At 39.5% G+C, this 25,967-nt stretch carries 24 protein-coding genes and 2 tRNA genes; 20 read left to right on the plus strand and 6 right to left on the minus strand.

Annotated features, from left to right (window positions below):
* The first annotated feature begins 61 nt into the window (after window positions 1–61).
* A tRNA-Ile gene (locus HMPREF2885_RS04720) sits at window positions 62–135 on the plus strand.
* Window positions 136–143: 8 nt separating this feature from the next.
* A tRNA-Ser gene (locus tag HMPREF2885_RS04725) sits at window positions 144–231 on the plus strand.
* A 76-nt stretch (window positions 232–307) separates the two neighbouring features.
* On the opposite strand, the gene birA is transcribed toward HMPREF2885_RS04725, so the two are convergent.
* Both birA and HMPREF2885_RS04735 read right to left on the minus strand, forming a co-directional pair.
* A complete protein-coding gene (gene birA, locus HMPREF2885_RS04730) occupies window positions 308–1,243 on the minus strand; it encodes a bifunctional biotin--[acetyl-CoA-carboxylase] ligase/biotin operon repressor BirA (RefSeq protein WP_000835308.1) in 936 nt (311 codons plus the stop codon).
* Entirely contained in the window at window positions 1,240–2,100 is an 861-nt protein-coding gene (locus HMPREF2885_RS04735; RefSeq protein ID WP_063641714.1) for an AraC family transcriptional regulator, read from the minus strand. Before HMPREF2885_RS04735 ends, birA begins: the two co-directional genes overlap by 4 nt.
* Before the next feature lie 107 nt (window positions 2,101–2,207).
* Here HMPREF2885_RS04735 and HMPREF2885_RS04740 point away from each other — a divergent pair, with 107 nt between their 5' ends.
* The 10 genes from HMPREF2885_RS04740 to pnuC all read left to right on the plus strand — a co-directional run bounded on the left by HMPREF2885_RS04740 (window position 2,208) and on the right by pnuC (window position 14,397).
* A complete protein-coding gene (locus tag HMPREF2885_RS04740) occupies window positions 2,208–4,370 on the plus strand; it encodes an alpha-galactosidase (protein WP_070657310.1) in 2,163 nt (720 codons plus the stop codon).
* A gap of 34 nt (window positions 4,371–4,404) precedes the next feature.
* Window positions 4,405–5,655 carry an extracellular solute-binding protein gene (locus tag HMPREF2885_RS04745; RefSeq protein ID WP_065371368.1) on the plus strand — a complete coding sequence of 417 codons (1,251 nt, stop codon included), beginning with the start codon at window positions 4,405–4,407 and terminating at the stop codon, window positions 5,653–5,655.
* An 18-nt stretch (window positions 5,656–5,673) separates the two neighbouring features.
* Complete coding sequence (locus HMPREF2885_RS04750; RefSeq protein WP_070657312.1) at window positions 5,674–6,546, plus strand: carbohydrate ABC transporter permease; 873 nt, start codon at window positions 5,674–5,676, stop codon at window positions 6,544–6,546.
* Window positions 6,547–6,562: 16 nt separating this feature from the next.
* Window positions 6,563–7,396 (plus strand): carbohydrate ABC transporter permease, encoded by an 834-nt coding sequence (locus tag HMPREF2885_RS04755; protein WP_000711271.1) that lies wholly within the window; start codon window positions 6,563–6,565, stop codon window positions 7,394–7,396.
* Between the two features lie 205 nt (window positions 7,397–7,601).
* A complete protein-coding gene (gene gtfA / locus HMPREF2885_RS04760; protein WP_070657314.1) occupies window positions 7,602–9,044 on the plus strand; it encodes a sucrose phosphorylase in 1,443 nt (480 codons plus the stop codon).
* Between the two features lie 131 nt (window positions 9,045–9,175).
* Window positions 9,176–10,369: an O-antigen ligase family protein gene (locus tag HMPREF2885_RS04765; RefSeq protein WP_008289123.1), complete on the plus strand. Its 1,194-nt coding sequence runs from the start codon at window positions 9,176–9,178 to the stop codon at window positions 10,367–10,369.
* Between the two features lie 143 nt (window positions 10,370–10,512).
* Window positions 10,513–10,956: a MarR family winged helix-turn-helix transcriptional regulator gene (locus tag HMPREF2885_RS04770; RefSeq protein ID WP_070657316.1), complete on the plus strand. Its 444-nt coding sequence runs from the start codon at window positions 10,513–10,515 to the stop codon at window positions 10,954–10,956.
* A gap of 72 nt (window positions 10,957–11,028) precedes the next feature.
* Complete coding sequence (locus tag HMPREF2885_RS04775; RefSeq protein ID WP_070657318.1) at window positions 11,029–11,757, plus strand: ATP-binding cassette domain-containing protein; 729 nt, start codon at window positions 11,029–11,031, stop codon at window positions 11,755–11,757.
* Window positions 11,750–13,270, plus strand: coding sequence for an ABC transporter permease/substrate-binding protein (locus HMPREF2885_RS04780; protein ID WP_070657319.1), 1,521 nt, complete (start codon window positions 11,750–11,752; stop codon window positions 13,268–13,270). Before HMPREF2885_RS04775 ends, HMPREF2885_RS04780 begins: the two co-directional genes overlap by 8 nt.
* 389 nt (window positions 13,271–13,659) lie before the next feature.
* Complete coding sequence (gene pnuC, locus HMPREF2885_RS04785) at window positions 13,660–14,397, plus strand: nicotinamide riboside transporter PnuC (RefSeq protein ID WP_000014133.1); 738 nt, start codon at window positions 13,660–13,662, stop codon at window positions 14,395–14,397.
* 33 nt (window positions 14,398–14,430) lie between these two features.
* Here the strand turns inward: pnuC and HMPREF2885_RS04790 are convergent, their stop codons facing one another.
* Entirely contained in the window at window positions 14,431–14,763 is a 333-nt protein-coding gene (locus HMPREF2885_RS04790) for a hypothetical protein (RefSeq protein WP_000958147.1), read from the minus strand.
* Window positions 14,764–14,789: 26 nt separating this feature from the next.
* Window positions 14,790–15,344, minus strand: a complete 555-nt coding sequence (locus HMPREF2885_RS04795; RefSeq protein WP_000166618.1) for a TetR/AcrR family transcriptional regulator — start codon at window positions 15,342–15,344, stop codon at window positions 14,790–14,792.
* Window positions 15,345–15,476: 132 nt separating this feature from the next.
* Here HMPREF2885_RS04795 and HMPREF2885_RS04800 point away from each other — a divergent pair, with 132 nt between their 5' ends.
* The 3 genes from HMPREF2885_RS04800 (at window position 15,477) to HMPREF2885_RS04810 (ending at window position 17,961) form a co-directional block, all read left to right on the plus strand.
* On the plus strand, window positions 15,477–16,364 hold the full coding sequence (locus HMPREF2885_RS04800; protein ID WP_000095927.1) for a cation diffusion facilitator family transporter: 888 nt from the start codon (window positions 15,477–15,479) through the stop codon (window positions 16,362–16,364).
* 205 nt (window positions 16,365–16,569) lie between these two features.
* Entirely contained in the window at window positions 16,570–16,923 is a 354-nt protein-coding gene (nmlR, locus tag HMPREF2885_RS04805) for a stress response transcriptional regulator NmlR (protein ID WP_001022654.1), read from the plus strand.
* Window positions 16,924–17,961, plus strand: a complete 1,038-nt coding sequence (locus tag HMPREF2885_RS04810; protein ID WP_000833726.1) for an alcohol dehydrogenase catalytic domain-containing protein — start codon at window positions 16,924–16,926, stop codon at window positions 17,959–17,961.
* A gap of 67 nt (window positions 17,962–18,028) precedes the next feature.
* On the opposite strand, the gene galR is transcribed toward HMPREF2885_RS04810, so the two are convergent.
* Entirely contained in the window at window positions 18,029–19,030 is a 1,002-nt protein-coding gene (gene galR, locus HMPREF2885_RS04815) for a DNA-binding transcriptional regulator GalR (RefSeq protein WP_000212536.1), read from the minus strand.
* Window positions 19,031–19,194: 164 nt separating this feature from the next.
* Here galR and HMPREF2885_RS04820 point away from each other — a divergent pair, with 164 nt between their 5' ends.
* The 4 genes from HMPREF2885_RS04820 to HMPREF2885_RS04835 all read left to right on the plus strand — a co-directional run bounded on the left by HMPREF2885_RS04820 (window position 19,195) and on the right by HMPREF2885_RS04835 (window position 23,002).
* Entirely contained in the window at window positions 19,195–20,373 is a 1,179-nt protein-coding gene (locus HMPREF2885_RS04820; RefSeq protein WP_045616738.1) for a galactokinase, read from the plus strand.
* Window positions 20,374–20,384: 11 nt separating this feature from the next.
* Complete coding sequence (locus tag HMPREF2885_RS04825; RefSeq protein ID WP_000340242.1) at window positions 20,385–21,044, plus strand: HAD family hydrolase; 660 nt, start codon at window positions 20,385–20,387, stop codon at window positions 21,042–21,044.
* Window positions 21,041–22,528 carry a UDP-glucose--hexose-1-phosphate uridylyltransferase gene (locus HMPREF2885_RS04830; protein ID WP_070657321.1) on the plus strand — a complete coding sequence of 496 codons (1,488 nt, stop codon included), beginning with the start codon at window positions 21,041–21,043 and terminating at the stop codon, window positions 22,526–22,528. The genes HMPREF2885_RS04825 and HMPREF2885_RS04830 overlap by 4 nt, the downstream gene beginning before the upstream one ends.
* Before the next feature lie 69 nt (window positions 22,529–22,597).
* On the plus strand, window positions 22,598–23,002 hold the full coding sequence (locus tag HMPREF2885_RS04835) for a PaaI family thioesterase (protein WP_000651197.1): 405 nt from the start codon (window positions 22,598–22,600) through the stop codon (window positions 23,000–23,002).
* Between the two features lie 44 nt (window positions 23,003–23,046).
* Here the strand turns inward: HMPREF2885_RS04835 and HMPREF2885_RS04840 are convergent, their stop codons facing one another.
* Window positions 23,047–24,312 (minus strand): DNA cytosine methyltransferase, encoded by a 1,266-nt coding sequence (locus tag HMPREF2885_RS04840; protein ID WP_000865856.1) that lies wholly within the window; start codon window positions 24,310–24,312, stop codon window positions 23,047–23,049.
* Between the two features lie 115 nt (window positions 24,313–24,427).
* On the opposite strand from HMPREF2885_RS04840, the gene HMPREF2885_RS04845 reads away from it, so the two are divergent.
* Window positions 24,428–25,918: a Sau3AI family type II restriction endonuclease gene (locus HMPREF2885_RS04845; RefSeq protein WP_070657323.1), complete on the plus strand. Its 1,491-nt coding sequence runs from the start codon at window positions 24,428–24,430 to the stop codon at window positions 25,916–25,918.
* Window positions 25,919–25,967 lie beyond the last annotated feature (49 nt).

Raw genomic sequence — 25,967 nt, forward strand, 5'->3', positions numbered from 1 at the left:
GTCGCGAGTTCGATTCTCGTCACCCGCTTTGAACGAAAGTTCATACCAAGTTTTTGAACTTGGGCGCGTAGCTCAGGTGGTTAGAGCGCACGCCTGATAAGCGTGAGGTCGGTGGTTCGAGTCCACTCGTGCCCATTATAATAGGAGAATTACTCAAGAGGCTGAAGAGGACGGTTTGCTAAATCGTTAGGTCGGGTAACCGGCGCGGGGGTTCGAATCCCCCATTCTCCGTAAGTTAAGAGAGCTGTTAGGCTCTTTTTTTGTAAACAAATCCCCCTTCTAAATCATTAAAAGGGGGATTTGTTTATTACCAACTTGTTAGTGATATTTCTCCGCTATTTAGCCAGATAGTATGTTTATCTTCAAATTCGACTTGAAGTTGGCCGGATTCTGAGATTTCTTTTGCAAGACCTTTTTTCAATTTTCCATCTAGCTGGAAGGTAACTTCTTTTCCAAGCACGATTGATCTTTCTTTATAGATATAGAGTAGCTCATCTGAAGCCGTATTGTAGAAACAATTCCAGATTTCGCTGATGAGCTCATTACGACTAATTGGTGCAGGTGGCATAAATAGGCTGCCTGCTTTTTCTTTTAGGTCATCTGGGAAGTCTGCTATAGAAAAATTTATACCAAGTCCGATAATGACGTCTGTAACCAAGCCTGTCTCAACTGATGTCATCGCTTCGGTGAGGATTCCTGCTATTTTTTTATTTTTGAAGTAGATGTCATTTACCCATTTGATATCTACTTCTATCATAGTTAGATTTTTAATGGCTTTGCAGACTGCAGCTGCCACAAGAAGAGTATAGGATGGGAGTTTTTCATAGGGAAGGTTTGGTTGAATATGCAGAGACATATAGATCCCGCCCTGAGATGGAGAATAGTAGGGGCGCTGAAAGCGGCCACGACCTGCTGTTTGACAGGTTGAAAGATAGAGTGTGTTTCCTTGGTTTCCAGCTTCAATCCCTTCTTTTGCATCTGTTTGGGTTGATTTGGTCTCAGGCTTGTAGCTAATGGTTAAGTTGGTGTTCTCCTGAATCAAATCAGGCAATATCAGATCGCCTTGAATAAGCTTATAGCCTCTATTTTTGATACTGTCAATTTCTAGGCCTTCTTGTTGAAGACGTTGGATCGCTTTCCATATAGATGTACGGCTTAAATTCAGTTCTTCTCCGATTTTTTCTCCGCTAACATAATCGTTTTCTCTAGCTAATATTTGGTAGACTAGTTGGTGTGATTTCATTGATTTTCCTTTCTAGCTAAGAGGGAGTGAGAGTATTCCTTTCGAGTTTGACTAGGTGTTTTATGAAAAAACTGCTTGAAGGCTTTTGAGAAATGTAATGGATCTGAAAAACCCACAGAATACGCAATGACTTTTATCGTTTCATTGGTGTGTTCTAGTAACTGTTGCGCACGCTTCATTCGAACGAAAAGTAAATACTCTTTTGGAGAGAGTTGGTGAAATTCTTTAAACACACTAGTTAAGTAACTTCTATGAACCGATAGCTCTTTTGCTAAATCTTGAATGGTGATCGATCGTGGATAGTGACTATCAATTAATTGTTTGCAGTCAAGATAGAGCTGGTGAGTTGATGAAATATTCTCTTTTTTCTGATTGGGAGCAATCGTTCCTAGATGAAACATTAGTTCATGGAGTTGTCCCATGATGTGGAGTTGAGCCAATTCATTTGATTTTGTAATCTGAGCGAAACGGACAATATTTTCAACGAGTTTTGCAGTTGTTTGTGTATGACAGTTATTTGACTGGGTGAGGTAGGATTGGTCAGAAATTTGAGATAGAGCAAAGTAGTCAGGTGCCCTCCCTCCAGTGATCCCCAACCAGTAGTAAGCCCAAGGATCCTGGTTATCTGCTTGATAGAATGTTAATTCATCTGGTTTTAGTAAAAAGAAATCTCCTGCCTTTAAATCAACAATTTTCCCCTTATAATGGAATTGACCTTTTCCTTTAGTAATGTAATGGAGTACATAGGTATCTCGAATAGCTGGGCCAAAAGAGTAGTTAGGCGTACATTCTTCATAACCGTAAAAGCTAAGAGAAAGGTCAATTGTTCCAGTCTGGTATTCTGAAAAAACGAGCATGGGCCACCTCCTACCTAACATTTTACCATACTTTGTATACATTTCTCTATTTTAGAAAGCGCTTTTATGTGATAAAATTTTATCAAGAAATGGATGAGGTACAATTTATGGGAGTTCGAATAGAGAATAATCTATTTTACGTTGAGAGTAAAGGTTTAAGTTTGATTATTGAAAATAGGGATGGGTACTTATTATTAAAACATTTAGGAAAGACTATTAAGAATTATAGAGGTTCTAATAGTGTTTATGAACGCGATCATGCTTTTTCTGGTAATCCCATAGCTACTAATCGAACCTTTAGTTTGGATACGCAACGTCAGATTTTTGGACAACATGGTTTGGGTGACTTTAGAAAATCAACTTTACAGGTTCAGCATGATGCAACTGAAGTAACAAACTTTCGATTTGTAGAAGCAAAGATTTTAAAAGGTCAGAATGGTCCACAGGGCTTACCTTCTCCTCACAGCATGGATGATACAGAGACTCTTGTCTTGATTTTAAAAGATCCTCAAGCTAAACTTAGTCTGACTTTGTATTATACAGCTTTTGATAATGATGCGACAATTGCTAGTTATAGCAAATTGGAGAATAATAGTAATCAGGAAGTTGTCATTCATAAGGACTTTTCTTTTATGGCTGATTTTCCCGCTGCAGCTTACGAAATAGTGACTTTACAGGGAGCTTATGCTCGTGAAAAGACTGTCCGACGTCAACAGGTAGAGCAAGGAATCTTTTCGATTAGTTCGAACCGTGGAGCTTCTGGGCATGCTCAAACACCAGCTCTTCTATTATGTGATCGAGGAGTTACAGATGATGCTGGGAATGTGTTTGCTATTCAACTGATGTATAGTGGAAACTTTGAAGCTTTTGTTCAAAAGAATCAATTGAATGAAGTTCGGGTTGCTATTGGGATTAATCCAGAAAATTTTTCTTGGAAGTTAGATCCTGAGGAAGACTTTGAAACACCGGTAGCTTTTGTGACTTATTCAGATAAGGGATTAACTGGTATTAGTCATGAAAGTCAGAATTTTGTACTTAAGCACATTATGCCAAGTAAATTTTCTAAAAAAGAGCGTCCAATTCTAATCAATAACTGGGAAGCTACCTACTTTGACTTTCAGAGAGAAAAACTGTTAGAACTAGCTGATGAAGCTAAGAAAGTTGGAATAGAACTTTTTGTATTAGATGATGGGTGGTTTGGTAATCGCTTTGATGATAATCGTGCTTTAGGTGATTGGGTTGTTAATGAGAAAAAGCTGGGTGGAAGTCTAGAAAGTCTGATTTCAGCTATCCATGAAAGAGGTTTGCAGTTTGGGCTTTGGTTAGAACCGGAGATGATTTCTGTTGATAGCGACTTGTATCGTAAACATCCTGACTGGGCTATTCAGGTTCCAGGTTATGAGCATACCTATTCTCGAAATCAATTAGTACTTAATCTTGCTAATCCTCAGGTAGTAGAATATTTGAAAAATGTCTTAGATGAACTCCTCTCTCATCATGATATTGACTACATCAAATGGGATATGAACCGTAATATTACTAACCTGGGGAATGGTTCAGCCTACTTGGAAACCCAGATGCAGTCTCATCAGTATATGTTGGGGCTTTACGAACTCGTTTCGTATCTGACAGAGAAGCACAACCATATTCTCTTTGAGTCCTGCTCTGGTGGTGGTGGACGAAATGATCTTGGTATGATGCGTTATTTCCCTCAAGTCTGGGCAAGTGATAATACTGATGCTATTGCACGTTTACCAATTCAATACGGCTCATCCTATCTCTATCCAACCATTTCTATGGGGGCTCATGTGTCAGCAGTACCAAATCATCAGATGGGACGAATGACACCATTGGAAACTCGTGGTCACGTGGCAATGATGGGAAATCTGGGTTATGAACTTGATTTGACAAGTTTATCAGATGAAGAGAAGGATGAGATTGCTAATCAGGTGAATTTGTATAAAGAATTGCGACCAGTAGTCCAGTTGGGAAACCAGTATAGGTTAATCAATCCCGATGCTGAATCCAATGAAGCAGCTGTGCAATTTAACTATGGAAATCAAACGATTGTAACCTACGTCCGAGTCCTATCAGTTGTGGAAACAATGGAAACCACCTTGAAACTGAAAGATTTGGAGGTGGAAGGGCTTTATGAGCTGGAAGGGACAAACATTGTTTACTCGGGTGCAGAGCTCATGTATGCAGGTTTAACTGCTACCTTATCACCAGGAGATTTTTTGAGTAGACAGTATAAATTCAAGAGACTATAATAAAAGCGTATAAATTTATCAAGGAGGCATTCCAATGAAATGGTATAAGAAAGCAGGTTTTCTTTTAGTAGCTGGGGCAAGTTTACTAGGCCTCGTGGCTTGTGGTCAGAACAATCAATCAACTGATGGCAAGGTAACGATTGAGTTTTTTAACCAGAAGACCGAGATGGCAGATACCTTGCAAAAGATAGTGGATGATTTTGAGAAGGAACACCCTAATATTGATGTGAAGCTGACTACAGTACCTTCAGCTGGAATTGTTCTAAAGACTCGGATTTTATCAGGAGATGTTCCAGATATTATTAATATCTATCCTCAAAATATGGATTTTCAGGAGTGGGCGAAGGCAGGCTATTTTGCAGATATGACAGGAAAACCCTATCTTGAGAACATCAAGAATGACTATGCTGAAAAGTATGCGATTAACAATAAAGTTTATAGTGTGCCTTTAACGGCCAACCTTTATGGAATCTATTACAATAAAACGAAGTTTAAAGAATTAGGGCTTGAGGAGCCGAAGACTTTTAAAGAGTTTCAAGAGATTGTCAAAAGGATAAAAGATAGTGGAAATTCTCCGTTTGCGGTTGCAGGCAATGAAGGCTGGACATTAAATGGTTACCACCAACTTTCTCTCATTACTCTTACGGGTAGTGGAGACGCGGCTAATAATTACCTTCGCTTTTCAAAACCAAACGCCATCTCTGCGGATGATGCTATTTTAAAAGCAGATGCAGAACGACTCGATTTATTAGCAGATAATGCTCAAGATGGTTGGCGTGGTGCCTCTTATAATGATGCGGTGGTAGCATTTTCGAGTGAAAAAGCCTTGATGATGCCACAAGGATCATGGGCATTAGCTGCAATTAATCAACAGGATCCAAAATTTGAGGTGGGGATGTTTGCTTTTCCTGGAGAAGAAGTAGGAAAAGAAGTCACTGTTGGTGCAGGGGATATGGCATTATCAACTTCAGCTACTACCAAACATCCGAAAGAAACCGAAGAATTTATCAGCTATATGACTAGTCCAAAAGCTATGCAGTCATACTATGATGTAGATGGATCACCAGTTGCGGTGAAAGGCATACAGGAAAAAGAAGATTCAGCGCTTGCAGCTATTTCTAAACTGGCATTTACGGACAAACATTATGTTTGGTTGGGCCAACGCTGGAACTCTGAAGAAGACTTTTTTAATCTAAGTGCAGGTTACCTGATGGATAAAAATCTGAAAAATATGGCAAACAATCTCAATGCTTTCTTTAATCCAATGAAGGCAGATTTGGACTAGAATAGGAGTTAAGATGATATGGCTATTCGAAAATTTTTAAATAAATACTGGGGTTGGACATTTTTGCTCATCCCGCTTGCTTTACAAGCTATCTTCTTTTACTTTCCAATGGTACAAGGTGCTTTCTATAGTTTGACTAACTGGACTGGATTGACCTATAATTATAAATTTGTTGGTTTAAATAACTACAAATTGCTGATGATTGATGGGAAATTCTTCACAGCCATAGCCTTTACTTTGATTTTAACTCTGGCATTGATTGTTGGTGAGATTACAATTGGGATGGTTGTGGCACGAGCCTTAAATTCTAAGATGAAGGGGCAGACCTTCTTTAGAGCTTGGTTCTTTTTCCCGGCTGTTTTGTCTGGTTTGACAGTTTCCTTGATTTTTAAACAATTCTTCAACTATGGTCTTCCAACGATTGGAAAAATTTTAGGAATTAGCTTTTTACAAGAGAGTCTATTGGGGACACCAGTTGGAGCGGTAGTGGCAACTATTTTTGTTCTTCTATGGCAAGGAGTAGCTATGCCAATCATTCTCTTTCTTGCTGGTCTTCAGAGTATTCCAAATGATATTTTAGAGGCAGCATCAATTGATGGTGCAACAAGTAAACAAACCTTTTGGAAGATTGAATTGCCCTATTTATTGCCAACGATCTCAATGGTTTTTATCTTGGCTCTTAAGTCTGGTTTGACAGCTTTTGACCAAATTTTTGCCTTGACGAGTGGTGGTCCAAATAATGCTACAACGTCTCTTGGACTGTTAGTCTACAACTATGCTTTCAAGAGTAATCAATATGGATATGCGAATGCAATTGCCTTGATTTTATTCTTAATTATTGGAATTGTTTCTATTATCCAAATCAAGCTATCAAAGAAATTTGAAATCTAATAGAGGAGTCCTACACATGAAAAAAGAAGAAAAATTGAATCAGTTTTGGAAATACGTCCTCTTGATAGTCGGTGGTATTCTTATACTTGTTCCTTTGTTGGTAACAGTATTTAGTTCTTTCAAAACAACTAAGGATATCATGAATCATTTCTTTAGTTTGCCCAATCCTTTTACCTTAAGTAATTATGAACGATTAATTTCGGATGGAATTGGAGGCTATTTCTGGAATTCAGCTGTTATTACGGTGTTATCATTGATTGTAGTGGCTTTCTTTATACCAGCTGCAGCTTATTCCATTGCTCGAAATATGTCCAAGAAAAAAGCCTTTGCAATTATGTATTCGCTCCTGATCTTAGGGATATTTGTTCCATTTCAGGTGATTATGATTCCCATCACAGTTATGATGAGTAAACTCGGCCTAGCAAATATGTGGGGGCTAGTAATACTCTACCTAACTTATGCTATTCCACAGACCCTCTTCTTGTATGTTGGTTATATAAAAATCAGTGTACCAGATAGTTTGGATGAAGCTGCGGAAATCGATGGGGCTGATCGTTTTACAACTTATCGTCGAATCATTTTTCCAATGTTGAAGCCCATGCATGCGACAACTTTGATCATCAATGCTCTCTGGTTCTGGAATGACTTTATGTTGCCACTCTTGATTCTGAATAAGGATTCCAAGATGTGGACTTTACCTCTCTTCCAATACAACTACCAAGGTCAGTACTTCAATGACTATGGCCCAAGTTTTGCATCTTATATTGTGGGAATTGTAACGATAACCATTGTCTACCTCATCTTCCAAAAACATATCATTTCAGGAATGAGTAACGGGGCAGTGAAGTAAGAAAGTGCTTATGGAATTTATAATTCCATACATAGAGGAACAGTTCAGCTTATTGACAATTCTATGTAGAAAAAAGAAAGTAGTACTTAGTTACTTGCAGTCTATATTAGTACGAATTAGATGACAGACATTGATTTAAAATGAATTTAATTTACGAAGCCAGGTCATATGAGACTTGGCTTTCATCAGAAAAAGGAGACCATCTATGACCATTCAAAATAAAACCATGTTGATTACTTACTCAGATAGTCTTGGAAATAACCTTAAAGACTTGTATGAGAATTTGGAAGAACATTTTGGCGATGCTATTGGGGGAGTTCACCTTCTACCATTTTTCCCGTCAACAGGTGATCGCGGATTTGCACCAGTTGACTACGATGAAGTGGATCCAGCGTTTGGTGATTGGGAGGATGTTAAGCGTTTAGGTGAGAAATATTATCTTATGTTTGACTTTATGATTAATCATATTTCTCGTCAATCGAAATATTATAAGGACTATCAAGAAAAACATGAAGCTAGTGAATTCAAAGATCTCTTTTTAAACTGGGATAAGTTTTGGCCGGAAAATCGTCCGACACAGGCTGATGTAGATTTAATTTACAAGCGAAAGGATCGTGCACCAAAGCAAGAGATTGTTTTTGCAGATGGTTCAGTAGAACATTTGTGGAATACCTTTGGTGAGGAGCAGATTGATCTTGATGTGACCAAAGAAGTAACGATGGCATTTATCCGTAAGACGATTCAACATCTAGCAAGTAACGGGTGTGATTTGATTCGTCTAGATGCTTTTGCTTACGCAGTGAAGAAATTGGATACCAATGATTTCTTTGTGGAACCAGATATTTGGAATTTATTGGACAAAGTTCGAGATATCGCTGCTGAGTATGGGACAGAGCTCTTACCTGAGATTCATGAACACTATTCGATTCAGTTTAAAATAGCGGACCATGATTACTATGTTTACGATTTTGCCCTTCCAATGGTGACCCTTTATACTCTTTACAGTTCCAGAACAGAGCGTTTGGCTAAGTGGTTAAAGATGAGCCCGATGAAGCAATTTACGACACTAGATACCCATGATGGGATTGGAGTGGTGGATGTCAAGGATATCCTGACTGATGAGGAAATTGACTATGCTTCAAATGAGCTCTATAAGGTTGGAGCGAATGTCAAACGTAAGTACTCTAGTGCAGAGTATAACAATCTAGATATCTACCAAATCAATTCAACCTATTATTCTGCGCTTGGAGATGATGATGTCAAGTACTTCCTCGCTCGTCTGATTCAAGCTTTTGCTCCAGGCATTCCTCAGGTTTACTATGTGGGTCTATTAGCAGGAAAAAATGACTTGAAATTATTAGAAGAAACCAAAGAAGGTCGAAATATTAATCGTCATTACTATACCAATGAGGAAATAACAGAAGAAGTTCAACGTCCTGTGGTGAAGTCTCTTCTCAATCTATTTTCTTTCCGTAATCAATCAGAGGCCTTTGACCTAGAAGGGACTATTGACGTTGAAACACCAACAGCTCACAGCATTGTAATCAAACGTCAAAATAAAGACAAGTCCGTAACAGCAGTAGCAGAAATTGATTTGCAGAGTCAGACCTATCAAGTAGTGGAAAACGGCAGAAATATTCAGTTCTAGTGCTATATTGCTGACAGAAATTTTTGTAGTGAAAACGTGTTCATTGTTCCCAAATGACGGAAAAAATGGTAGAATATAAAGATAGTTTAGCATTTATCTTCTGGAGAAATCCAGAACAGAAAGGATCCGTTTTGAAATCAATTGGATTACTGGATAAGATAAGAGGGCTTTCGAAAAAAGATTTCTTTTTGTATTTGATGATCATAAGTATCTTTTTACCTTTTTATTTGTTCTTAGCCCTCTTTGCTTTATATTTGATAGGTTTACTTGTTACTGGGGAGATGAAGGGAATTATCAAAGGATTGGCCAAACATCCTGTACTTCTCTTTTTTATTGCCTACAGTAGCATCATCTCTATCGTCGCTAAGAATTGGCTTGGATTGGTTGCATCTTTACTGATGTTTCTCTTCCTCATTTTCTTTAGTTTCTACCAGAAACGTCTGACACATGCTTTCTTTCGACTGATACTGCAGACAATCTTGTTTGGTAGTGTGCTCTCTGCGGCTTTTGCTACTTTGGAGCATTTCCAAATTGTAAAGAAATTTAACTATGCCTTTCTTTCGCCCAATATGCAGGTATGGCATCAGAATCGGGCAGAAGTGACCTTTTTTAATCCTAATTACTATGGAATTATTTGTTGTTTCTGTATCATGATTGCCTTCTATCTCTTTACAACGACCAAGTTGAATTGGTTGAAGGTATTCTGTGTGATTGCAGGCTTTGTTAATCTCTTTGGATTGAACTTTACGCAAAATCGAACTGCCTTTCCTGCTATTATCGCTGGAGCCATCATTTATCTCTTTACAACCATTAAAAACTGGAAGGCCTTTTGGCTTAGTATCGGGGTCTTTGCGATTGGCTTGAGTTTCCTTTTTTCTAGTGATTTGGGAGTTCGGATGGGGACTTTAGATTCCTCTATGGAAGAACGCATTTCTATCTGGGATGCTGGGATGGCCTTGTTTAAGCAAAATCCTTTTTGGGGGGAGGGGCCATTGACCTATATGCACTCTTATCCTCGGATAAATGCTCCTTATCATGAACATGCTCACAGCCTTTATATTGATACGATTCTGAGTTACGGAATTGTGGGAACCATTTTATTAGCTTTGTCTTCTGTTGCTCCTGTTCGTTTGATGATGGATATGAGTCAGGAGTCGGGGAAACGTCCAATTATCGGTCTTTATCTATCTTTCCTTACAGTGGTTGCTGTGCATGGAATCTTTGACTTGGCCCTTTTCTGGATTCAGTCAGGCTTCATTTTCTTGTTAGTTATGTGCAGTATTCCATTGGAGCGTCGAACTTTGGTATCAGACATGACAGATTAAGTTAATAAATAGTGAAGATCTTCTACTCTAGGTAGGAGGTCTTTTTTGTTGGTGAAAACTATTTCTAAATCGAAATAGTTGACAGATGGAATGGCGGGTGTTACAATAAAAACAATTCGATATAGAAATAAATTGGAGAGATCATGAAAGATAGTCATTTAGTTGCCCATCATATTCGTTTATTGAATGGGCGGATTTTTCAAAAGTTACTGAGTCAGGATCCTGAGGCTCTTTATCGGAGTGAACAGGGAAAGATTTTAGCGGTTTTATGGAATAGTGAGACAGGTTGCGCTACAGCCACAGATATTGCGCTTGCGACTGGGCTTGCTAATAATACGTTGACGACTATGATAAAAAAGTTAGAGGAGCAAAATCTTATAACTGTCAGTCCGTGTGGAGAAGATAAGCGTAAGAAGTATTTAGTTTTAACAGAGTTGGGCAAGTCCCAGAAAGAAGTTGGGCAACGTGTCAGTCAGAGATTGGATACTATCTGTTACAAAGGATTTTCAGAGGAAGAAATTCGTCAGTTTGAAGGTTTTCAAGAAAGAATTTTGGCTAATCTGAAAGAGCAGGAAAATGAGGTTTAGAATGGGGTAAATTAGTTATTAAAAGTTTGGTAACTTGACAAACCGAGGAAAATTTTAAATTGAGGACAAAGAATGATTGAATACAAAAATGTAGCGCTACGCTACACAGAAAAAGATGTTTTGAGAGATGTCAATTTACGGATTGAGAATGGGGAGTTCATGGTTTTAGTTGGTCCATCTGGATCTGGTAAGACAACCATGCTCAAGATGATTAACCGTCTTTTGGAACCAACTGATGGAAATATTTATATGGATGGCAAGCGCATCAAAGACTATGATGAGCGGGAACTTCGTCTTTCTACTGGTTATGTTTTACAGGCCATTGCTCTTTTTCCCAATCTAACGGTTGCGGAAAATATTGCCCTCATTCCTGAGATGAAGGGCTGGAGCAAGGAAGAAATTGCTCAGAAAACAGAAGAGCTTTTGGCTAAAGTTGGTTTACCAGTGGCTGAGTATGGACATCGACTTCCTAGTGAACTATCTGGCGGAGAACAGCAACGGGTTGGTATTGTTCGTGCTATGATTGGTCAGCCTAAGATTTTGCTTATGGATGAACCTTTTTCAGCCTTGGATGCCATTTCGAGAAAACAGTTGCAGGTTTTGACGAAAGAATTGCATAAAGAGTTTGGGATGACAACGATTTTTGTGACCCATGATACGGATGAAGCTTTGAAATTAGGTGACCGTATTGCTGTCTTGCAGGACGGAGAGATTCGTCAGGTGGCGAACCCTGAGACCATTTTAAAAGCTCCTGCAACGGACTTTGTAGCAGATTTGTTTGGAGGTAGTGTTCATGACTAATTTGATATCAACTTTTCAGGATCGTTTTGGTGATTGGGTAACAGCTCTATCTCAACATTTGCAGTTGTCACTTTTAACCTTGTTACTAGCTATTTTTATCGCGATTCCTTTGGCTGTTTATCTTCGTTATCATGAAAAGATGGCGGACTGGGTCTTGCAGATTGCAGGAATTTTCCAGACTATCCCGTCTCTGGCCTTGTTGGGACTCTTTATTCCCTTGATGGGAATTGGGGCCTTACCGGCCTTGACAGCTCTAGTGATTTATGCTATTTTCCCGATTTTGCAAAATACCATCACTGGGCTGAAGGGAATTGATCCGAGTCTGCAAGAGGCTGGGATTGCCTTTGGGATGACCAGATGGGAACGTCTCAAGAAATTCGAAATTCCACTTGCCATGCCTGTTATGATGTCTGGGATTCGGACGGCAGCGGTCTTGATTATCGGTACGGCGACCTTGGCAGCCTTGATTGGTGCTGGGGGACTGGGTTCCTTTATCCTTTTGGGAATTGACCGCAATAATACCAGTCTGATTTTGATTGGGGCTCTTTCTTCAGCAGTGCTGGCCATTGCCTTTAACTTCCTGCTAAAAGTGATGGAAAAAGCAAAATTGCGGACGATTTTCTCTGGTTTTGCCTTGGTGACCATATTGCTCGGTCTGTCTTATAGTCCAGCCCTTTTAGCACAAAAAGAGAAAGAGAACTTGGTGATCGCTGGGAAATTGGGGCCTGAACCAGAAATTTTGGCTAATATGTATAAGTTGCTGATTGAAGAGAATACCAGTATGACTGCGACTGTTAAACCGAATTTTGGGAAAACAAGTTTCCTCTACGAAGCTCTGAAAAAAGGGGATATTGACATCTATCCTGAATTTACTGGTACAGTGACTGAAAGTTTACTTCAACCAGCACCTAAAGTAGATCATGAGCCAGACCAGGTTTATCAAGTGGCGCGTGATGGCATTGCCAAACAGGATCATCTAGCCTATCTCAAACCCATGTCTTATCAAAATACCTACGCTGTAGCTGTTCCGAAAAATATTGCTCAAGAATATGGCTTGAAGACCATTTCGGACTTGAAAAAAGTGGAAGGGCAGCTGAAGGCAGGTTTTACACTCGAATTTAATGACCGTGAAGATGGCAATAAGGGCTTGCAATCAATGTATGGTCTCAATCTCAATGTAGCGACCATGGAGCCAGCCCTTCGCTACCAGGCAATTCAGTCAGGCGATATTCAAATCACAGATGCATATTCGACAGATGCAGAATTGGCGCGTTATGATTTACAGGTCTTGGAAGATGACAAGCAACTCTTCCCACCTTATCAAGGAGCTCCACTAATGAAAGAAGCTCTTCTCAAGAAACATCCTGAGTTGGAGACAGTTCTCAATAAATTGGCTGGTAAAATTACTGAAAGCCAGATGAGCCAGCTCAACTACCAAGTCGGTGTTGAAGGCAAGTCAGCAGAACAAGTAGCCAAGGAGTTTCTCCAAGAACAAGGATTGTTGAAGAAATAGATTGAAAATGTCAAACTCAACTTCTTTAAATGACATACAGAAGAATGCTCAGACAATGTTGTCTGGGCTTTTTTAGTGTCAGAATTAATGATTTTCATTTTTAAATGGAAAATAAGAGGAAATTTTCAGGATTTTCAAAATTTTACTGTAAATACACTTGACTATTCAGAAATTAGTTGTATAATGAGTTGTGAACTACTTAACAAATAAGGATTTCCAGCTCATGTCGACTAAGGATGGAAATCTTGTGTATAGAAAGTTCAGTAGATATATAATAGAGCGTTGCGTCCGAAAGTCTATCCAGACACAGCTCTTTAAAAACAAAAGGAGAAAATATGACGACTTATTTGTAAACAAAACTCAAGAATATCAAAATTACTCTTGGTGAAATGTCTGGCGGTTACCGCCGTATGGTTGCTGCTATGGCTGATTTAGGATTTTCAGGAACTATGAAGGCTATCTGGAATGACCTCTTTGCCAATCGTAGTTTTTCCCAGTGGCTTTACCTGCTAGTTTTAGGAAGTTTTCCAATCTGGCTTGAGTTGATTTATGAACACCGCATTGTTGACTGGGTTGGGATGATTTGTAGCCTGACTGGAATTATCTGTGTCATCTTTGTATCAGAAGGTCGAGCAAGTAATTACCTTTTTGGTTTGATTAACTCTGTCATTTACCTTATCTTGGCTTTGCAGAAAGGCTTCTATGGTGAGGTTTTAACAACTCTCTATTTTACAATTATGCAGCCAATTGGTCTCTTGGTTTGGATTTATCAAGCCCAGTTTAAGAAAGAACAACAAGAGTTTGTCGCACGTAAACTAGACGGCAAGGGTTGGACAAAGTATCTTTCTATTAGTGTTCTTTGGTGGTTGGCCTTTGGGTTTATTTATCAGTCTATCGGAGCTAATCGTCCCTATCGTGATTCTATCACTGATGCGACCAATGGTGTAGGGCAAATCCTCATGACAGCTGTTTACCGTGAACAGTGGATATTCTGGGCTGCTACTACTGTCTTTTCAATCTATCTCTGGTGGGGAGAAAGCCTGCAAATCCAAGGAAAATACCTGATTTACTTGATCAATAGTCTAGTTGGGTGGTATCAGTGGAGCAAGGCAGCAAAAAGCGCTTAAAAAGTAAAAAAGGATCATCTGATCCTTTTTGTGTTAGAGCAAAATGAATAATACCGTAATGATAATAGCGGTCGTTATACGAACGATGTGGTGCGAGATATGTTGCTTTTCTTTCTGTTGGCCGTTCCAGTAGGCTCCATAGCAGACGATACTCGAACCCACAATCCATAGAAGAATGGTTGCAACTGGTACGAAGTAAAAGATGGCTAGAGCCAGAGATGTGAGGCAACTGCCAACCAAGATGCACGTGTTTCCCAGACTGTAGTTCTTTTGTTTCATGGCTGAAAAAGCAGCAGCAAGGTGAAGCAATGAGAAGGCGAGAGCTAGTACAATTGTTAGTATTCCTAGAATCATCGAAGTTAACATAGTTGGTTCCTTTCTGAGTTTCAGGCTTAGTTATCAAGTGGAGTTGTAGAGGTCATCTCTATTACATCAAGGTAAAATTTCACCACTTGGTTTTCGGTATAAGATTTTCCTTTTTTTAGCCACCAAGTTAGGGTCTCGATAAAGTTCGTTACAACAAAATGCTGGAGGTAGGAGTCCGGAATGTTTGGATAGGCTTCTTGCAAGTCATCCGCCACCATGGGATAAACGTGGTGTTTGAGTTCCCTGTGTAGTTGGCGGAGGAAGTAGTCGTTTTTGGAAAAAAGGAGACTGGTGACATGGTCCTGGTTTTTCTGAAAATGTAAAAAGATATGTGCGAGGTAGTCCTCGGTAGTCAAGTGTCCTTCCCTTTCAAAGAGATGATGAAAGAGGTAGCGACAGAGCTCATCTAAAAGGAGTTCCTTACTCTCGTAGTGACAGTAAAAAGTGGAGCGCCCAACATCTGCTAGGTCAATGATATCCTGAACAGTAGTGGCATCATAGCCCTTGTCGTTCAAAAGTTGTAAAAAAGCTTGGTAGATGGCTTTTTTCGTCTTGCTGACTCGACGGTCTCTTTTTGTCATATAGACACTAGTGACAAACTGTTCAGAACTGAACAGGACTGACAGTTTGCTTCTATCCTTTCTTTGGATTTTATTAGATAATACAAATGAAAGAAGTATGTATATACCCATTATACCAAAGGAGGGAGAGAAATGAGTTCTAAAACATCTATCTGGTTAGCTTTTTTCTTAAATTTAAGCTATGCGATTGTTGAGTTTATCGCAGGAGGAATCTTTGGTTCGAGTGCAGTTCTTGCTGATTCTGTTCATGACTTGGGAGATGCTATAGCCATTGGCATATCTGCCCTTTTAGAAACGATTTCCAATCGTGAAGAAGATAGACAGTACACCTTGGGTTACAAACGTTTTAGTCTTTTAGGGGCCATGCTAACGGCTGTGATTCTTATGATAGGGTCTGTCCTAGTGATTTTGGAAAATGTCACAAAGATCGCTCACCCGCAACCCGTTAATGAGGAAGGGATTCTCTGGCTGGGAATCATTGCGGTAGCTATCAATGTGCTAGCTAGTCTGGTAGTTCGTAAGGGAAAAACAAAGAATGAATCTATTCTTAGCTTGCATTTTTTGGAAGATACTCTTGGTTGGTTGGCTGTCATTCTAATGGCGATTATTCTTCGATTTACGGACTGGTATATCCTCGATCCGCTTTTATCTCTGGTCATTTCCATCTTTATTCTGTCGAAAGCCATTCCACGCTTTTGGAGTGCACTAAAAATTTTCCTAGATGCTGTGCCAGAAGGGGTCGAGACAAGTGATTTGGAGAAAGATTTAGAGGCTCTACCCAATGTCAAAAGTGTTAATCAACTTAGCATTTGGTCCATGGATGGTCTAGAGAATAATGCTATTGTTCACATTTGTATCAAGGACTGGGAACAGATGATGGAAACCAAAGAAGTAGTGCGTCAATTTTTAGAAGAAAGAGGCGTGCAGAATATCACTATTGAAGTAGATAGCAGTCAAAGCAATCATGCGCAACATAGACGGAGAGTGAGAGAGTTAGAGCAGAAGCATGGGCATCATTAGTATAGAGTCAAGAATGATTGAACCCCTATGTTATTTGAAATAGAGTATTTTCTTTCCAGTTTAAATATTTTAAAAATTTGGTAATTAAAAGAATTTTTCTTTTAGATGCAAAATGTTTGACTTGGAGTCAACTCAAAGTTGTATAATAAGATAAGTGAGTTATCATTGCTTAAATTCAATGAAGGATATGAAAGGAGGCTAGTATATGAATATTAAATCTGTCAGCGACTTATTGGGAATTTCAGCGGATACGATTCGGTATTATGAGCGAGTTGGTCTTGTGCCACCGATTACTCGAACTGCAACTGGGATTCGTGACTTTCAAGATCAGGATATAGAAGCACTGGAATTTATTAAGTGTTTCCGTTCGGCGGGTGTCTCTGTAGACAGTTTAGTTGACTATATGTCGCTCTACCAAAAGGGGGATGAAACGCGAGAGGGAAGGCTTGGTATTTTAGAAGAGGAAAAGAAAAAATTAGAAGAGCGCTTTTCTCAGTTACAGACGGCTTTAAATCGCTTAAATCTCAAAATTAAACTTTACAAGGAAGGAAAATTTTAAATGAAATCAGCAGTATATACAAAGGCAGGCAAGGTTGGACTTGCTACAATTGAACGTCCGCAAATTATAGAAGCAGATGATGCTATTATCCGCATTGTCCGTACTTGCGTTTGTGGTTCGGACCTCTGGAGTTACCGTAATCCAGAAATCGAAGAAGGACATAGAAATAGCGGTCATGAGGCTATCGGAATTATCGAAGAAGTTGGTGAGAACGTTACTACAGTAAAATCAGGAGACTTTGTCATCGCACCTTTCACCCATGGCTGTGGGGAGTGTGATGCCTGTCGCGCTGGCTATGATGGGACTTGTGACCGCCATATTGGCACCAACTGGTCTAACGGGGTCCAAGCAGAGTACATCCGTTTCCACTTTGCTAATTGGGCACTTGTGAAAATTCCAGGTCAACCTTCAGATTATAGCGAAGGCATGCTCAAGTCACTTTTGACACTTGCTGATGTCATGCCGACAGGCTATCATGCGGCGCGTGTTGCTAATGTGCAAAAGGGCGACAAGGTGGTCGTTATCGGGGATGGGGCTGTTGGCCAATGTGCTGTCATTGCAGCTAAGATGCGTGGAGCTTCTCAAATTGTCCTTATGAGTCGTCATGAAGATCGCCAAAAGATGGCTCTGGAATCAGGTGCGACAGCTGTTGTGGCTGAACGTGGTGAAGAGGGAATTGCCAAAGTCCGTGAAATCCTTGGAGGTGGAGCAGATGCAGCCCTTGAATGTGTTGGGACTGAAGCAGCCGTAGATCAAGCCCTTGGAGTGCTTCACAATGGTGGACGTTTAGGCTTTGTTGGCGTACCGCACTATGAAAATCGTGCCATTGGCTCAACCTTTGGTCAAAATACAATAATCGGCGGTGGTCCAGCTTCTGTCACAACTTATAACAAACAAGTATTACTAAAAGCTGTTCTGGATGGTGATATCAATCCAGGTCGCGTCTTTACTTCAAGCTATAAATTAGAAGATATTGATCAAGCTTATAAAGATATGGACGAACGTAAGACCATTAAGTCTATGATTGTGATGAACTAAAAAAGAAAATCCTAATGGAGATGTGAGACTCTCTATTAGGATTTTTTGTCATGTTTAATTTGTGGAGTTATGGCAGAGTGCTTTCTCTCAAAGTCAGTCTAGTTCCTAGCATGGTTAGGCTAGGGATTTTGCGACCGTGTAGAACTTCCTTATTAAGAATATCCATGCCTGCTCGGCCCATTTCCTCAGTATAGACCGTGATACTAGAGAGGGGAGGATAGACCTGCTTGGTTAGGCTAGTGTCGTTAAAGGAAATGAGGCTGACGCGGTCTGGCAGGCTGATTCCAGCTTCTTGGAGGGCACGGAGGGCGCCGATGGCCAAACTATCGCTGGCTGCGAAAAAGGCTGGTGGGAGTTGTTCTCCTAGCTTGTGAATGGCCTCCTTCATCAAGTCATAGCCAGACTGGGCCGTAAAGCTCCCCTGAAAAACCAGTTCTTCATGGTAGATTCCATTTGCTTGGGTAATGTCTTTGAAATTTTCTTGTCGCTTATCCTGGATTATTTCTTCCTGGTCGGTTGTTTCTTCAAGACCTGTGAGAATTCCGATACGGTTCATACCTTGGCTGAGGAAATGGTCTACAACTTGTTTCACAGCAGTGTAAAAGTCAGTGATAATACAGGTATGACCTAATGAGAGGGTATCGCTGTCTATAAAGACTATAGGTTTTTGGTATTCTTCAAAGGCAGAAATCTGAGCTCGGCTAAATTTTCCGATGCAGAGAATGCCAATCACTTCCTCGCTCAGTGTAAAAGGATGGTCATTAAAATAGCGCAAGATATCATAGTCCAACTCTTGGGCTCTTTTTTCAATACCGAGACGAATCTGGTAGTAGTAGAGATCTTCCAACTCCCCTTGTTCGCTGACCCATTGGATAATGGCAATCTTTTGCTTTGGTTTGTGGGATTCGCCTGTCTTGAGGTGCTTAGTATAGCCTAGCTCTTCCGCGACGGTTAAAATACGGTGTCTGGTTTCTTCTGTGACAGATAGGCTCTGGTCGCGATTGAGGACACGAGATACGGTCGCAATAGAGACAGAGGCTAGCTGTGCGATGTCTTTTAAGGTAGCCATAAATCCTCCTCCTTTTAGGTTAGTATATCATATTTTTCTGATTTTTACTGATAGTTTAGTAAAAGTTTAGTAAAAAGGATTGACCTTGGTAAATCCCTTGGATACAATAGAAGAAAACGATTACACGTTAAGATGACTTAACGGACAGTCAAAGGAGAATTTATATGACACAAGATCTTACTACTGAAGCCCTTCGCAAAGATTTTCTTGCCGTTTTTGGTCAAGAAGCAGACCAAACTTTCTTTTCACCAGGTCGTATCAATCTGATTGGTGAACACACGGACTACAACGGTGGTCACGTTTTTCCAGCTGCTATTTCTTTGGGAACTTATGGTGCAGCTCGCAAGCGTGACGATCAAGTTTTGCGTTTCTACTCAGCCAACTTTGAGGACAAGGGTATCATCGAAGTGCCTCTTGCTGACCTCAAATTTGAAAAAGAGCACAGCTGGACCAACTATCCAAAAGGGGTTCTTCATTTCTTGCAAGAAGCTGGGCATGTGATTGACAAAGGGTTTGATTTTTATGTTTATGGGAATATCCCAAATGGTGCAGGCTTGTCCTCTTCAGCATCCTTGGAACTCTTGACAGGGGTTGTGGCAGAGCATCTCTTTGGTTTAAAACTAGACCGTTTGGATTTGGTTAAAATCGGAAAACAAACAGAAAACAACTTTATCGGAGTAAACTCTGGTATCATGGACCAGTTTGCCATCGGTATGGGTGCTGACCAACGTGCCATTTACCTGAATACCAACACTTTGGAGTACGACTTGGTGCCACTTGATTTGAAGGACAATGTCGTTGTTATCATGAACACCAACAAACGTCGTGAACTGGCGGACTCTAAGTACAATGAACGCCGTGCTGAGTGTGAAAAAGCTGTGGAAGAATTGCAAGTTGCCTTGGATATTCAGACCTTGGGTGAATTGGATGAGTGGGCCTTTGACCAATACAGCTATCTGATTAAAGATGAAAATCGCTTAAAACGTGCTCGCCATGCTGTGCTTGAAAACCAACGTACTCTTAAAGCTCAAGCAGCCCTTCAAGCAGGTGATTTGGAAACCTTTGGTCGCTTGATGAATGCATCTCACGTTTCTTTGGAGCATGACTATGAAGTAACTGGCTTGGAATTGGATACCCTTGTTCACACAGCTTGGGCTCAGGAAGGTGTTCTGGGTGCTCGTATGACAGGGGCAGGATTTGGTGGCTGTGCCATTGCCTTGGTGCGAAAAGATGCTGTTGAGGCCTTTAAAGCAGCTGTTGGCAAGCACTATGAGGAAGTCGTTGGATATGCTCCAAGCTTCTATATCGCTGAAGTTGCAGGTGGCACTCGCGTTTTAGACTAGGAGAGAAGTAAATGGACGCTGTAATATTTGATTTAGATGGCTTATTAGCTGATACTGAGATCATTTCTCTAAAAGTTTATCAAGAATTGCTTAAAGATTTTGGAATTCCTTTCACAGAAGAAACATATTCTAGAGAATACAGTGGACATAGGGAAGAGGAGAATGTTCAACGATTTTTAGATAACTATGATTTACCTTGGAACTTTGACCAAACCTTGGAAAAAGTTTATGAACTGGAAGCTCGAATATTAGCCAAAGGTGTAAATTTAAAAAAAGGTGCTAAAAATTTGCTTGCTTTTTTGCAAAGAGAAGGTATTCCAATCGCTCTAGCAACTTCAAGTGTTGAATCTAGAGCTAGAATGATTTTGGATAGTAATGGGATACTGTCCCTATTTGACCATCTAGTTTTTGCAAAAGATGTAAAGCGAAGTAAACCTTACCCTGATATATTTTTAAAGGCCTGTATTGATTTGAATGTTTTACCAGAGAATTGCTTAGTACTAGAGGATAGTGAAGCAGGGATTGAAGCAGCGTATAGAGCTGGGATACCAGTTATTTGTATTCCAGACTTAAAAATGCCAGCACAGTCTTTCTTAAATAAAACAGAACAAGTTTTTCAGGATTTAGATGCTGTCAGAGATTATTTAGAAAGTAAGAAGGAGAATCAATGAGTCAAGGAGTTCTAGATGCATTTATCACGGAAGTCATTGCTGAAAGTTCATTTGAGGAAATGGATCGAATCTACCTAACCAATCGTGTCTTAGCACGAGTGGGTGAAGGTGTTTTGGAAGTTGAGACTGATCTGGATGAGTTGATTGACCTTAAGGACCAGTTAGTCGAGGAAGCAGTTCGATTAGAGACGATTGAGGACAGTCAGACTGCGCGTGAAATCCTCGGTTCTGAACTGATGGACTTGGTAACTCCTTGTCCAAGTCAGGTTAATCGTGACTTTTGGACAACCTATGCTCACTCTCCTGAGCAGGCGATAGGTGATTTTTACCAGCTCAGCCAGAAAAATGACTACATCAAGCTCAAGGCTATTTCTAAGAATATCGCTTATCGTGTACCATCAGACTACGGAGAACTGGAGATTACTATCAATCTGTCTAAACCTGAAAAGGATCCAAAAGAGATTGCGGCAGCTAAGTTGGTTCAAGCTAGCAATTACCCACAGTGTCAACTCTGTCTAGAGAACGAAGGCTACCATGGTCGGGTTAACCATCCAGCTCGAAGCAATCACCGCATTATCCGTTTTGAAATGGCGGGTCAGGAGTGGGGCTTCCAGTATTCGCCCTATGCTTATTTTAATGAGCACTGTATTTTCTTAGACGGCCAGCATCGCCCCATGGCTATCAGTCGTCAGAGCTTTGAGCGTCTGCTGGCTATTGTAGAGCAGTTTCCTGGCTATTTTGCAGGCTCTAATGCCGACCTGCCAATCGTGGGAGGCTCTATTCTCACCCATGACCACTATCAAGGAGGCCGTCACGTGTTTCCTATGGAATTGGCTCCTTTGCAAAAGGCTTTCCGATTTGCTGGTTTTGATCAGGTCAAGGCTGGGATTGTCAAGTGGCCTATGTCAGTGCTACGTTTGACCTCGGATTCAAAAGAAGATTTGATCAACTTGGCTGATAAGATATTGCAGGAATGGCGTCAGTATTCAGATCCTGCAGTGCAAATTTTGGCAGAGACAGACGGGATACCGCATCACACCATTACACCCATTGCGCGTAAGCGTGATGGACAGTTTGAATTGGACTTGGTCTTGCGGGACAATCAGACTTCGGCAGAGCATCCTGATGGCATCTATCATCCCCACAAGGATGTTCAACATATCAAGAAGGAAAATATCGGCTTGATTGAGGTCATGGGCTTGGCAATCTTACCACCTCGTTTGAAAGCAGAAGTGGAGCAAGTTGCCAGCTATCTTGTAGGAGATGATGAAGCAGTTACCCCTTATCATCAGGAATGGGCAGACCAGCTCAAAGCCCAACATCCGGACCTAGCAGATAAAGAAAAAGCCCTTGAAATCGTCAAGGACTCTGTGGGTGCTATCTTTGCACGTGTTTTGGAGGACGCAGGGGTTTACAAGCAAACGGAACAGGGACAAGCAGCATTTATGCGCTTTGTAGAGCAGGTTGGAATTTTGCCAGACTAGGAGCTTTCTCCTTGCACAGTCCTATAAAAACTAGTATCATAGTGTCGTTTGAACTATCAGGAGGAAACGATGAAAGATTTTCATTTTGACGCTATATCTGCCTTTGAAAATTACGAAATAGAAAAAATGAGAGACGGTCACGTTGTGGTGACGACAAAAGTAGTGGACTCGTCGCTCAACTACTATGGCAATGCCCATGGTGGCTATCTCTTCACCCTTTGTGACCAGATTAGTGGTTTGGTGGTTATCTCGCTAGGGCTTGATGGAGTGACACTCCAGTCCTCTATCAACTACCTCAAGGCAGGAAAACTCGACGATGTGCTGACCATTAAAGGAGAATGTGTCCATCAAGGTCGCACAACCTGTGTCGTGGATGTCGATATCACCAATCAAGAAGGCAGAAATGTCTGCAAGGCAACCTTTACCATGTTTATCACAGGTCAGCGGTCTGAAGACAGACAGGTAAGGATATAAAGAAACAAAAAAGAGGCTCACACCTCTTTTTTGTTTCAGATAAATCAATCAATTTCTTTAATAAACTTAGCAATTTCTTTTACAATCTCAGTAACTAAAGCATTTCCCATAAAGAACATTCTCATTTTATCAGAAACGTTGACAATAGATCCATCTGACAATTTCTTTTTAGCTGTCCAATTATCTGGAAAATCTTGAAGGCGTTCTGCTTCAACTGGAGTTATAAGACGGTATTTGCCATTAACTTTAAGAAAATGGGTAGAACGATTGACGGTACCTTCAGAAGTTAACATTGTTCGACCAGGTAAATTTAAATCGTCATAAGGAGCCATACCTCCTTCAGAATAGATATAAGTATGTCCAGTGGCAGAAGTACGTTCTATTCGTTTAGGACCTCGTAAGAATTGGAATTTTTCCAATTTTGCTGGATCTGTAATGAAATATTTCTCTGGGACCTCCTCTTCATCTTGAAGAATTTCTCCTAGAGTGATAGGGTTGCCATTGTAATTAGGTTCTGTATCAATAGAATAGTATTTTCCATGTCTCATAATTCCTGTATTCCAAACGGTACCAGTAAAAGTATCTGAAACTTCAACTATATCATTTGGTAACTCATAAAACACATGGCGATTTTTAACTGCTATAGGTTTAATAGGAAATTGTTTTGCAAATAGGCCTTGATTGAAAATATAGTCATCATACCTATTATCTTCAAAAATTTCTTCCTTTTTTTCGTAAAGATTATCAATCTTTTTTGCAAATACAGTATCATTTCGATATACGAAAAAGAATACACGGCGTCTTCGTTGGCTTCTTCCGTAATCAGCAGCATTAATAACTCTCCACTCTACAGAATATCCAAGATTATTAAAAGCTGTGAGCATAATTGCAAAATCTCGTCCTCTTTGTTTTGAAGGTGCTTTTAAAAGTCTATCTACATTTTCTAGGATTAAATATTTTGGCTTAATTATTTCCGTTGCTCTAATAATCTCCCAAAATAAAACTCCTTTTTTCCCTTCAATTCCTTTTTCATCTTTCTTGCTACGCGCAACTGAGTAATCTTGGCAAGGAAAACCACCGACAATCATATCGGCATCCATTTTGGAGAATTGTTCGTCTGTTATATCAGAAATACTAATATTGATGTTTTCGCTATTGGGGAAGTGATAATCATAGACCTCAAATGCATCTTGAGATTTACGAGATGGTTCCCATTGGTTTGCCCATTTTGTTTTAAAGAGTTGCTTATCGGCATTTTCTAATCCTATGCGAAAACCGCCAACTCCAGCAAATAGTTCGAGAACTTTCATCTTTTCTCCTTAATATTTTACAGTTTAATCCATTATATACTATTTTCGATAATTGATCAAGTATTAATGCTTGCTTTAGTTTAATTTGATATAATATAAAAGATAGGAGAAGAAAATGGATCAAAACTTATTTAACTATAACGATGAAGATATCGATAGTGTTATTGAATATTCTCACAAACTATTAAATAGAAAATTTTCCGATGTTATGGAAGAGTATAATCGTTCGCTTTATAAATCATATGACGATTATAATGATAGAGTAGTCTCTGAGGTCCAAGATAAAGCAATTAGTATGAAGTCAAAAGGACAGTATGGAAATTATATTGAAAAATATTTCTATGGTTATCAGCCAAATAGTGACTCGGAAGCTGACTTTGAAAAAATTGGTGTAGAATTAAAAGTTACTCCTTTTAAGGTAAACAAAAATGGGACACTTAGTGCCAAAGAACGACTTGTATTAACAATACTAAACTATATGGAGGAAAATTTAGAGGATTTTTACTCCACCCACTTATGGAAAAAATGCGCAAAGATTTTATTATTGTTTTACAATGGCTTAACTCCTAATCAGACAATGAAGGACTATGTCATTGAAAAAATATTTTTATATGAATGGTTTGAGGAGGATATGGCAGTTATCCTTGAAGACTATAAGAAGATTACAGATAAAATCAAAAATGGAAGGGCACATGAATTATCAGAATCAGATGGGAACTATTTATCAACTTGTACAAAAGGGGCAGGTAAAGGAAAGGATTTAAGACAACAACCTTTTAGTTATGAATTAGCGAAACAAAGAGCTTGGGAATTAAAATCAAGTTATATGACCTATCTGATTAATCATAAAATCTTTAATCAATCAGATCAAGAAAGTGTCCTGGCTAATTTTAGGGGTGAGAAAAAATCATTTACTGAGGTTATTGCAGAGAAGATTCTCTCCTACAAAGGTTTCTCTGAACAAGAGTTATATGATAGATTTGAAGTAAATCCCAAAGCAAAAGGTAAGAATAGTACTCTGATTAGAAAAATTTTAGGCTTAACAGGGGATTTAGATAAGACAAAAGAATTTCAAAAAGCAAACATGAATTTGAGAGTTATTCGAGTAGATAAGAATAATTTACCTAAGGAAGACTCCCCGTTTAAAACTTATTGTTTTAAAGAACTAGCAGCAAATGATAGTTGGGAATCATCACATGTTTATAATGAAATTTACAATAAACGATTCCTCTTCGTTATTTTTAAGGAAATTGAACCGAAGCTATTTGTATTAGATTCTATCAAGTTTTGGGGATTTCAGGATAGACAATTAGAAGAAATACAAAGAGTGTGGCAGGAAACTAGACAAATTATTTCTGACGGAGTTAAATTAACCCAAAATGGTAATAAAGTTTCAACCAATTTCCCTCAAAGTAAGATAAACAGAATCCTATTTACGAAATTACACGCTACAAATACTTATTATGAAATTGAAAAAGGAAAATTTGTTGGGAAAGGTTCATTATCTGATACGGATGAACTTCCAGATGGACGTAGGATTACAAAACACTCCTTTTGGATGCCTAAAAAGTTTATAAAAGAAATCTTAGCTGGGAATTGGGATTGATAGTATTTATAATCAATTTGTGATAAACAAAAAAGAGGCTCGCACCTCT

This window comes from Streptococcus sp. HMSC062H02 (assembly GCF_001813005.1).
Taxonomy (GTDB): domain Bacteria; phylum Bacillota; class Bacilli; order Lactobacillales; family Streptococcaceae; genus Streptococcus; species Streptococcus oralis_S.

What these genes read in the sequence shown, in the direction of transcription:
- HMPREF2885_RS04790 (WP_000958147.1), bottom strand. Translation starts at nt 14,763, where the DNA reads ATGTTAACTTCGATGATTCTAGGAATACTAACAATTGTACTAGCTCTC.
- HMPREF2885_RS04735 (WP_063641714.1), bottom strand. Translation starts at nt 2,100, where the DNA reads ATGCTCGTTTTTTCAGAATACCAGACTGGAACAATTGACCTTTCTCTT.
- HMPREF2885_RS04740 (WP_070657310.1), top strand. Translation starts at nt 2,208, where the DNA reads ATGGGAGTTCGAATAGAGAATAATCTATTTTACGTTGAGAGTAAAGGT.
- gtfA (WP_070657314.1), top strand. Translation starts at nt 7,602, where the DNA reads ATGACCATTCAAAATAAAACCATGTTGATTACTTACTCAGATAGTCTT.
- birA (WP_000835308.1), bottom strand. Translation starts at nt 1,243, where the DNA reads ATGAAATCACACCAACTAGTCTACCAAATATTAGCTAGAGAAAACGAT.
- HMPREF2885_RS04750 (WP_070657312.1), top strand. Translation starts at nt 5,674, where the DNA reads ATGGCTATTCGAAAATTTTTAAATAAATACTGGGGTTGGACATTTTTG.
- HMPREF2885_RS04780 (WP_070657319.1), top strand. Translation starts at nt 11,750, where the DNA reads ATGACTAATTTGATATCAACTTTTCAGGATCGTTTTGGTGATTGGGTA.
- HMPREF2885_RS04830 (WP_070657321.1), top strand. Translation starts at nt 21,041, where the DNA reads ATGAGTCAAGGAGTTCTAGATGCATTTATCACGGAAGTCATTGCTGAA.
- HMPREF2885_RS04840 (WP_000865856.1), bottom strand. Translation starts at nt 24,312, where the DNA reads ATGAAAGTTCTCGAACTATTTGCTGGAGTTGGCGGTTTTCGCATAGGA.
- HMPREF2885_RS04800 (WP_000095927.1), top strand. Translation starts at nt 15,477, where the DNA reads ATGAGTTCTAAAACATCTATCTGGTTAGCTTTTTTCTTAAATTTAAGC.
- HMPREF2885_RS04795 (WP_000166618.1), bottom strand. Translation starts at nt 15,344, where the DNA reads ATGACAAAAAGAGACCGTCGAGTCAGCAAGACGAAAAAAGCCATCTAC.
- nmlR (WP_001022654.1), top strand. Translation starts at nt 16,570, where the DNA reads ATGAATATTAAATCTGTCAGCGACTTATTGGGAATTTCAGCGGATACG.
- HMPREF2885_RS04820 (WP_045616738.1), top strand. Translation starts at nt 19,195, where the DNA reads ATGACACAAGATCTTACTACTGAAGCCCTTCGCAAAGATTTTCTTGCC.
- HMPREF2885_RS04755 (WP_000711271.1), top strand. Translation starts at nt 6,563, where the DNA reads ATGAAAAAAGAAGAAAAATTGAATCAGTTTTGGAAATACGTCCTCTTG.
- HMPREF2885_RS04775 (WP_070657318.1), top strand. Translation starts at nt 11,029, where the DNA reads ATGATTGAATACAAAAATGTAGCGCTACGCTACACAGAAAAAGATGTT.
- HMPREF2885_RS04845 (WP_070657323.1), top strand. Translation starts at nt 24,428, where the DNA reads ATGGATCAAAACTTATTTAACTATAACGATGAAGATATCGATAGTGTT.
- HMPREF2885_RS04810 (WP_000833726.1), top strand. Translation starts at nt 16,924, where the DNA reads ATGAAATCAGCAGTATATACAAAGGCAGGCAAGGTTGGACTTGCTACA.
- HMPREF2885_RS04770 (WP_070657316.1), top strand. Translation starts at nt 10,513, where the DNA reads ATGAAAGATAGTCATTTAGTTGCCCATCATATTCGTTTATTGAATGGG.
- galR (WP_000212536.1), bottom strand. Translation starts at nt 19,030, where the DNA reads ATGGCTACCTTAAAAGACATCGCACAGCTAGCCTCTGTCTCTATTGCG.
- HMPREF2885_RS04745 (WP_065371368.1), top strand. Translation starts at nt 4,405, where the DNA reads ATGAAATGGTATAAGAAAGCAGGTTTTCTTTTAGTAGCTGGGGCAAGT.
- pnuC (WP_000014133.1), top strand. Translation starts at nt 13,660, where the DNA reads ATGTCTGGCGGTTACCGCCGTATGGTTGCTGCTATGGCTGATTTAGGA.
- HMPREF2885_RS04835 (WP_000651197.1), top strand. Translation starts at nt 22,598, where the DNA reads ATGAAAGATTTTCATTTTGACGCTATATCTGCCTTTGAAAATTACGAA.
- HMPREF2885_RS04825 (WP_000340242.1), top strand. Translation starts at nt 20,385, where the DNA reads ATGGACGCTGTAATATTTGATTTAGATGGCTTATTAGCTGATACTGAG.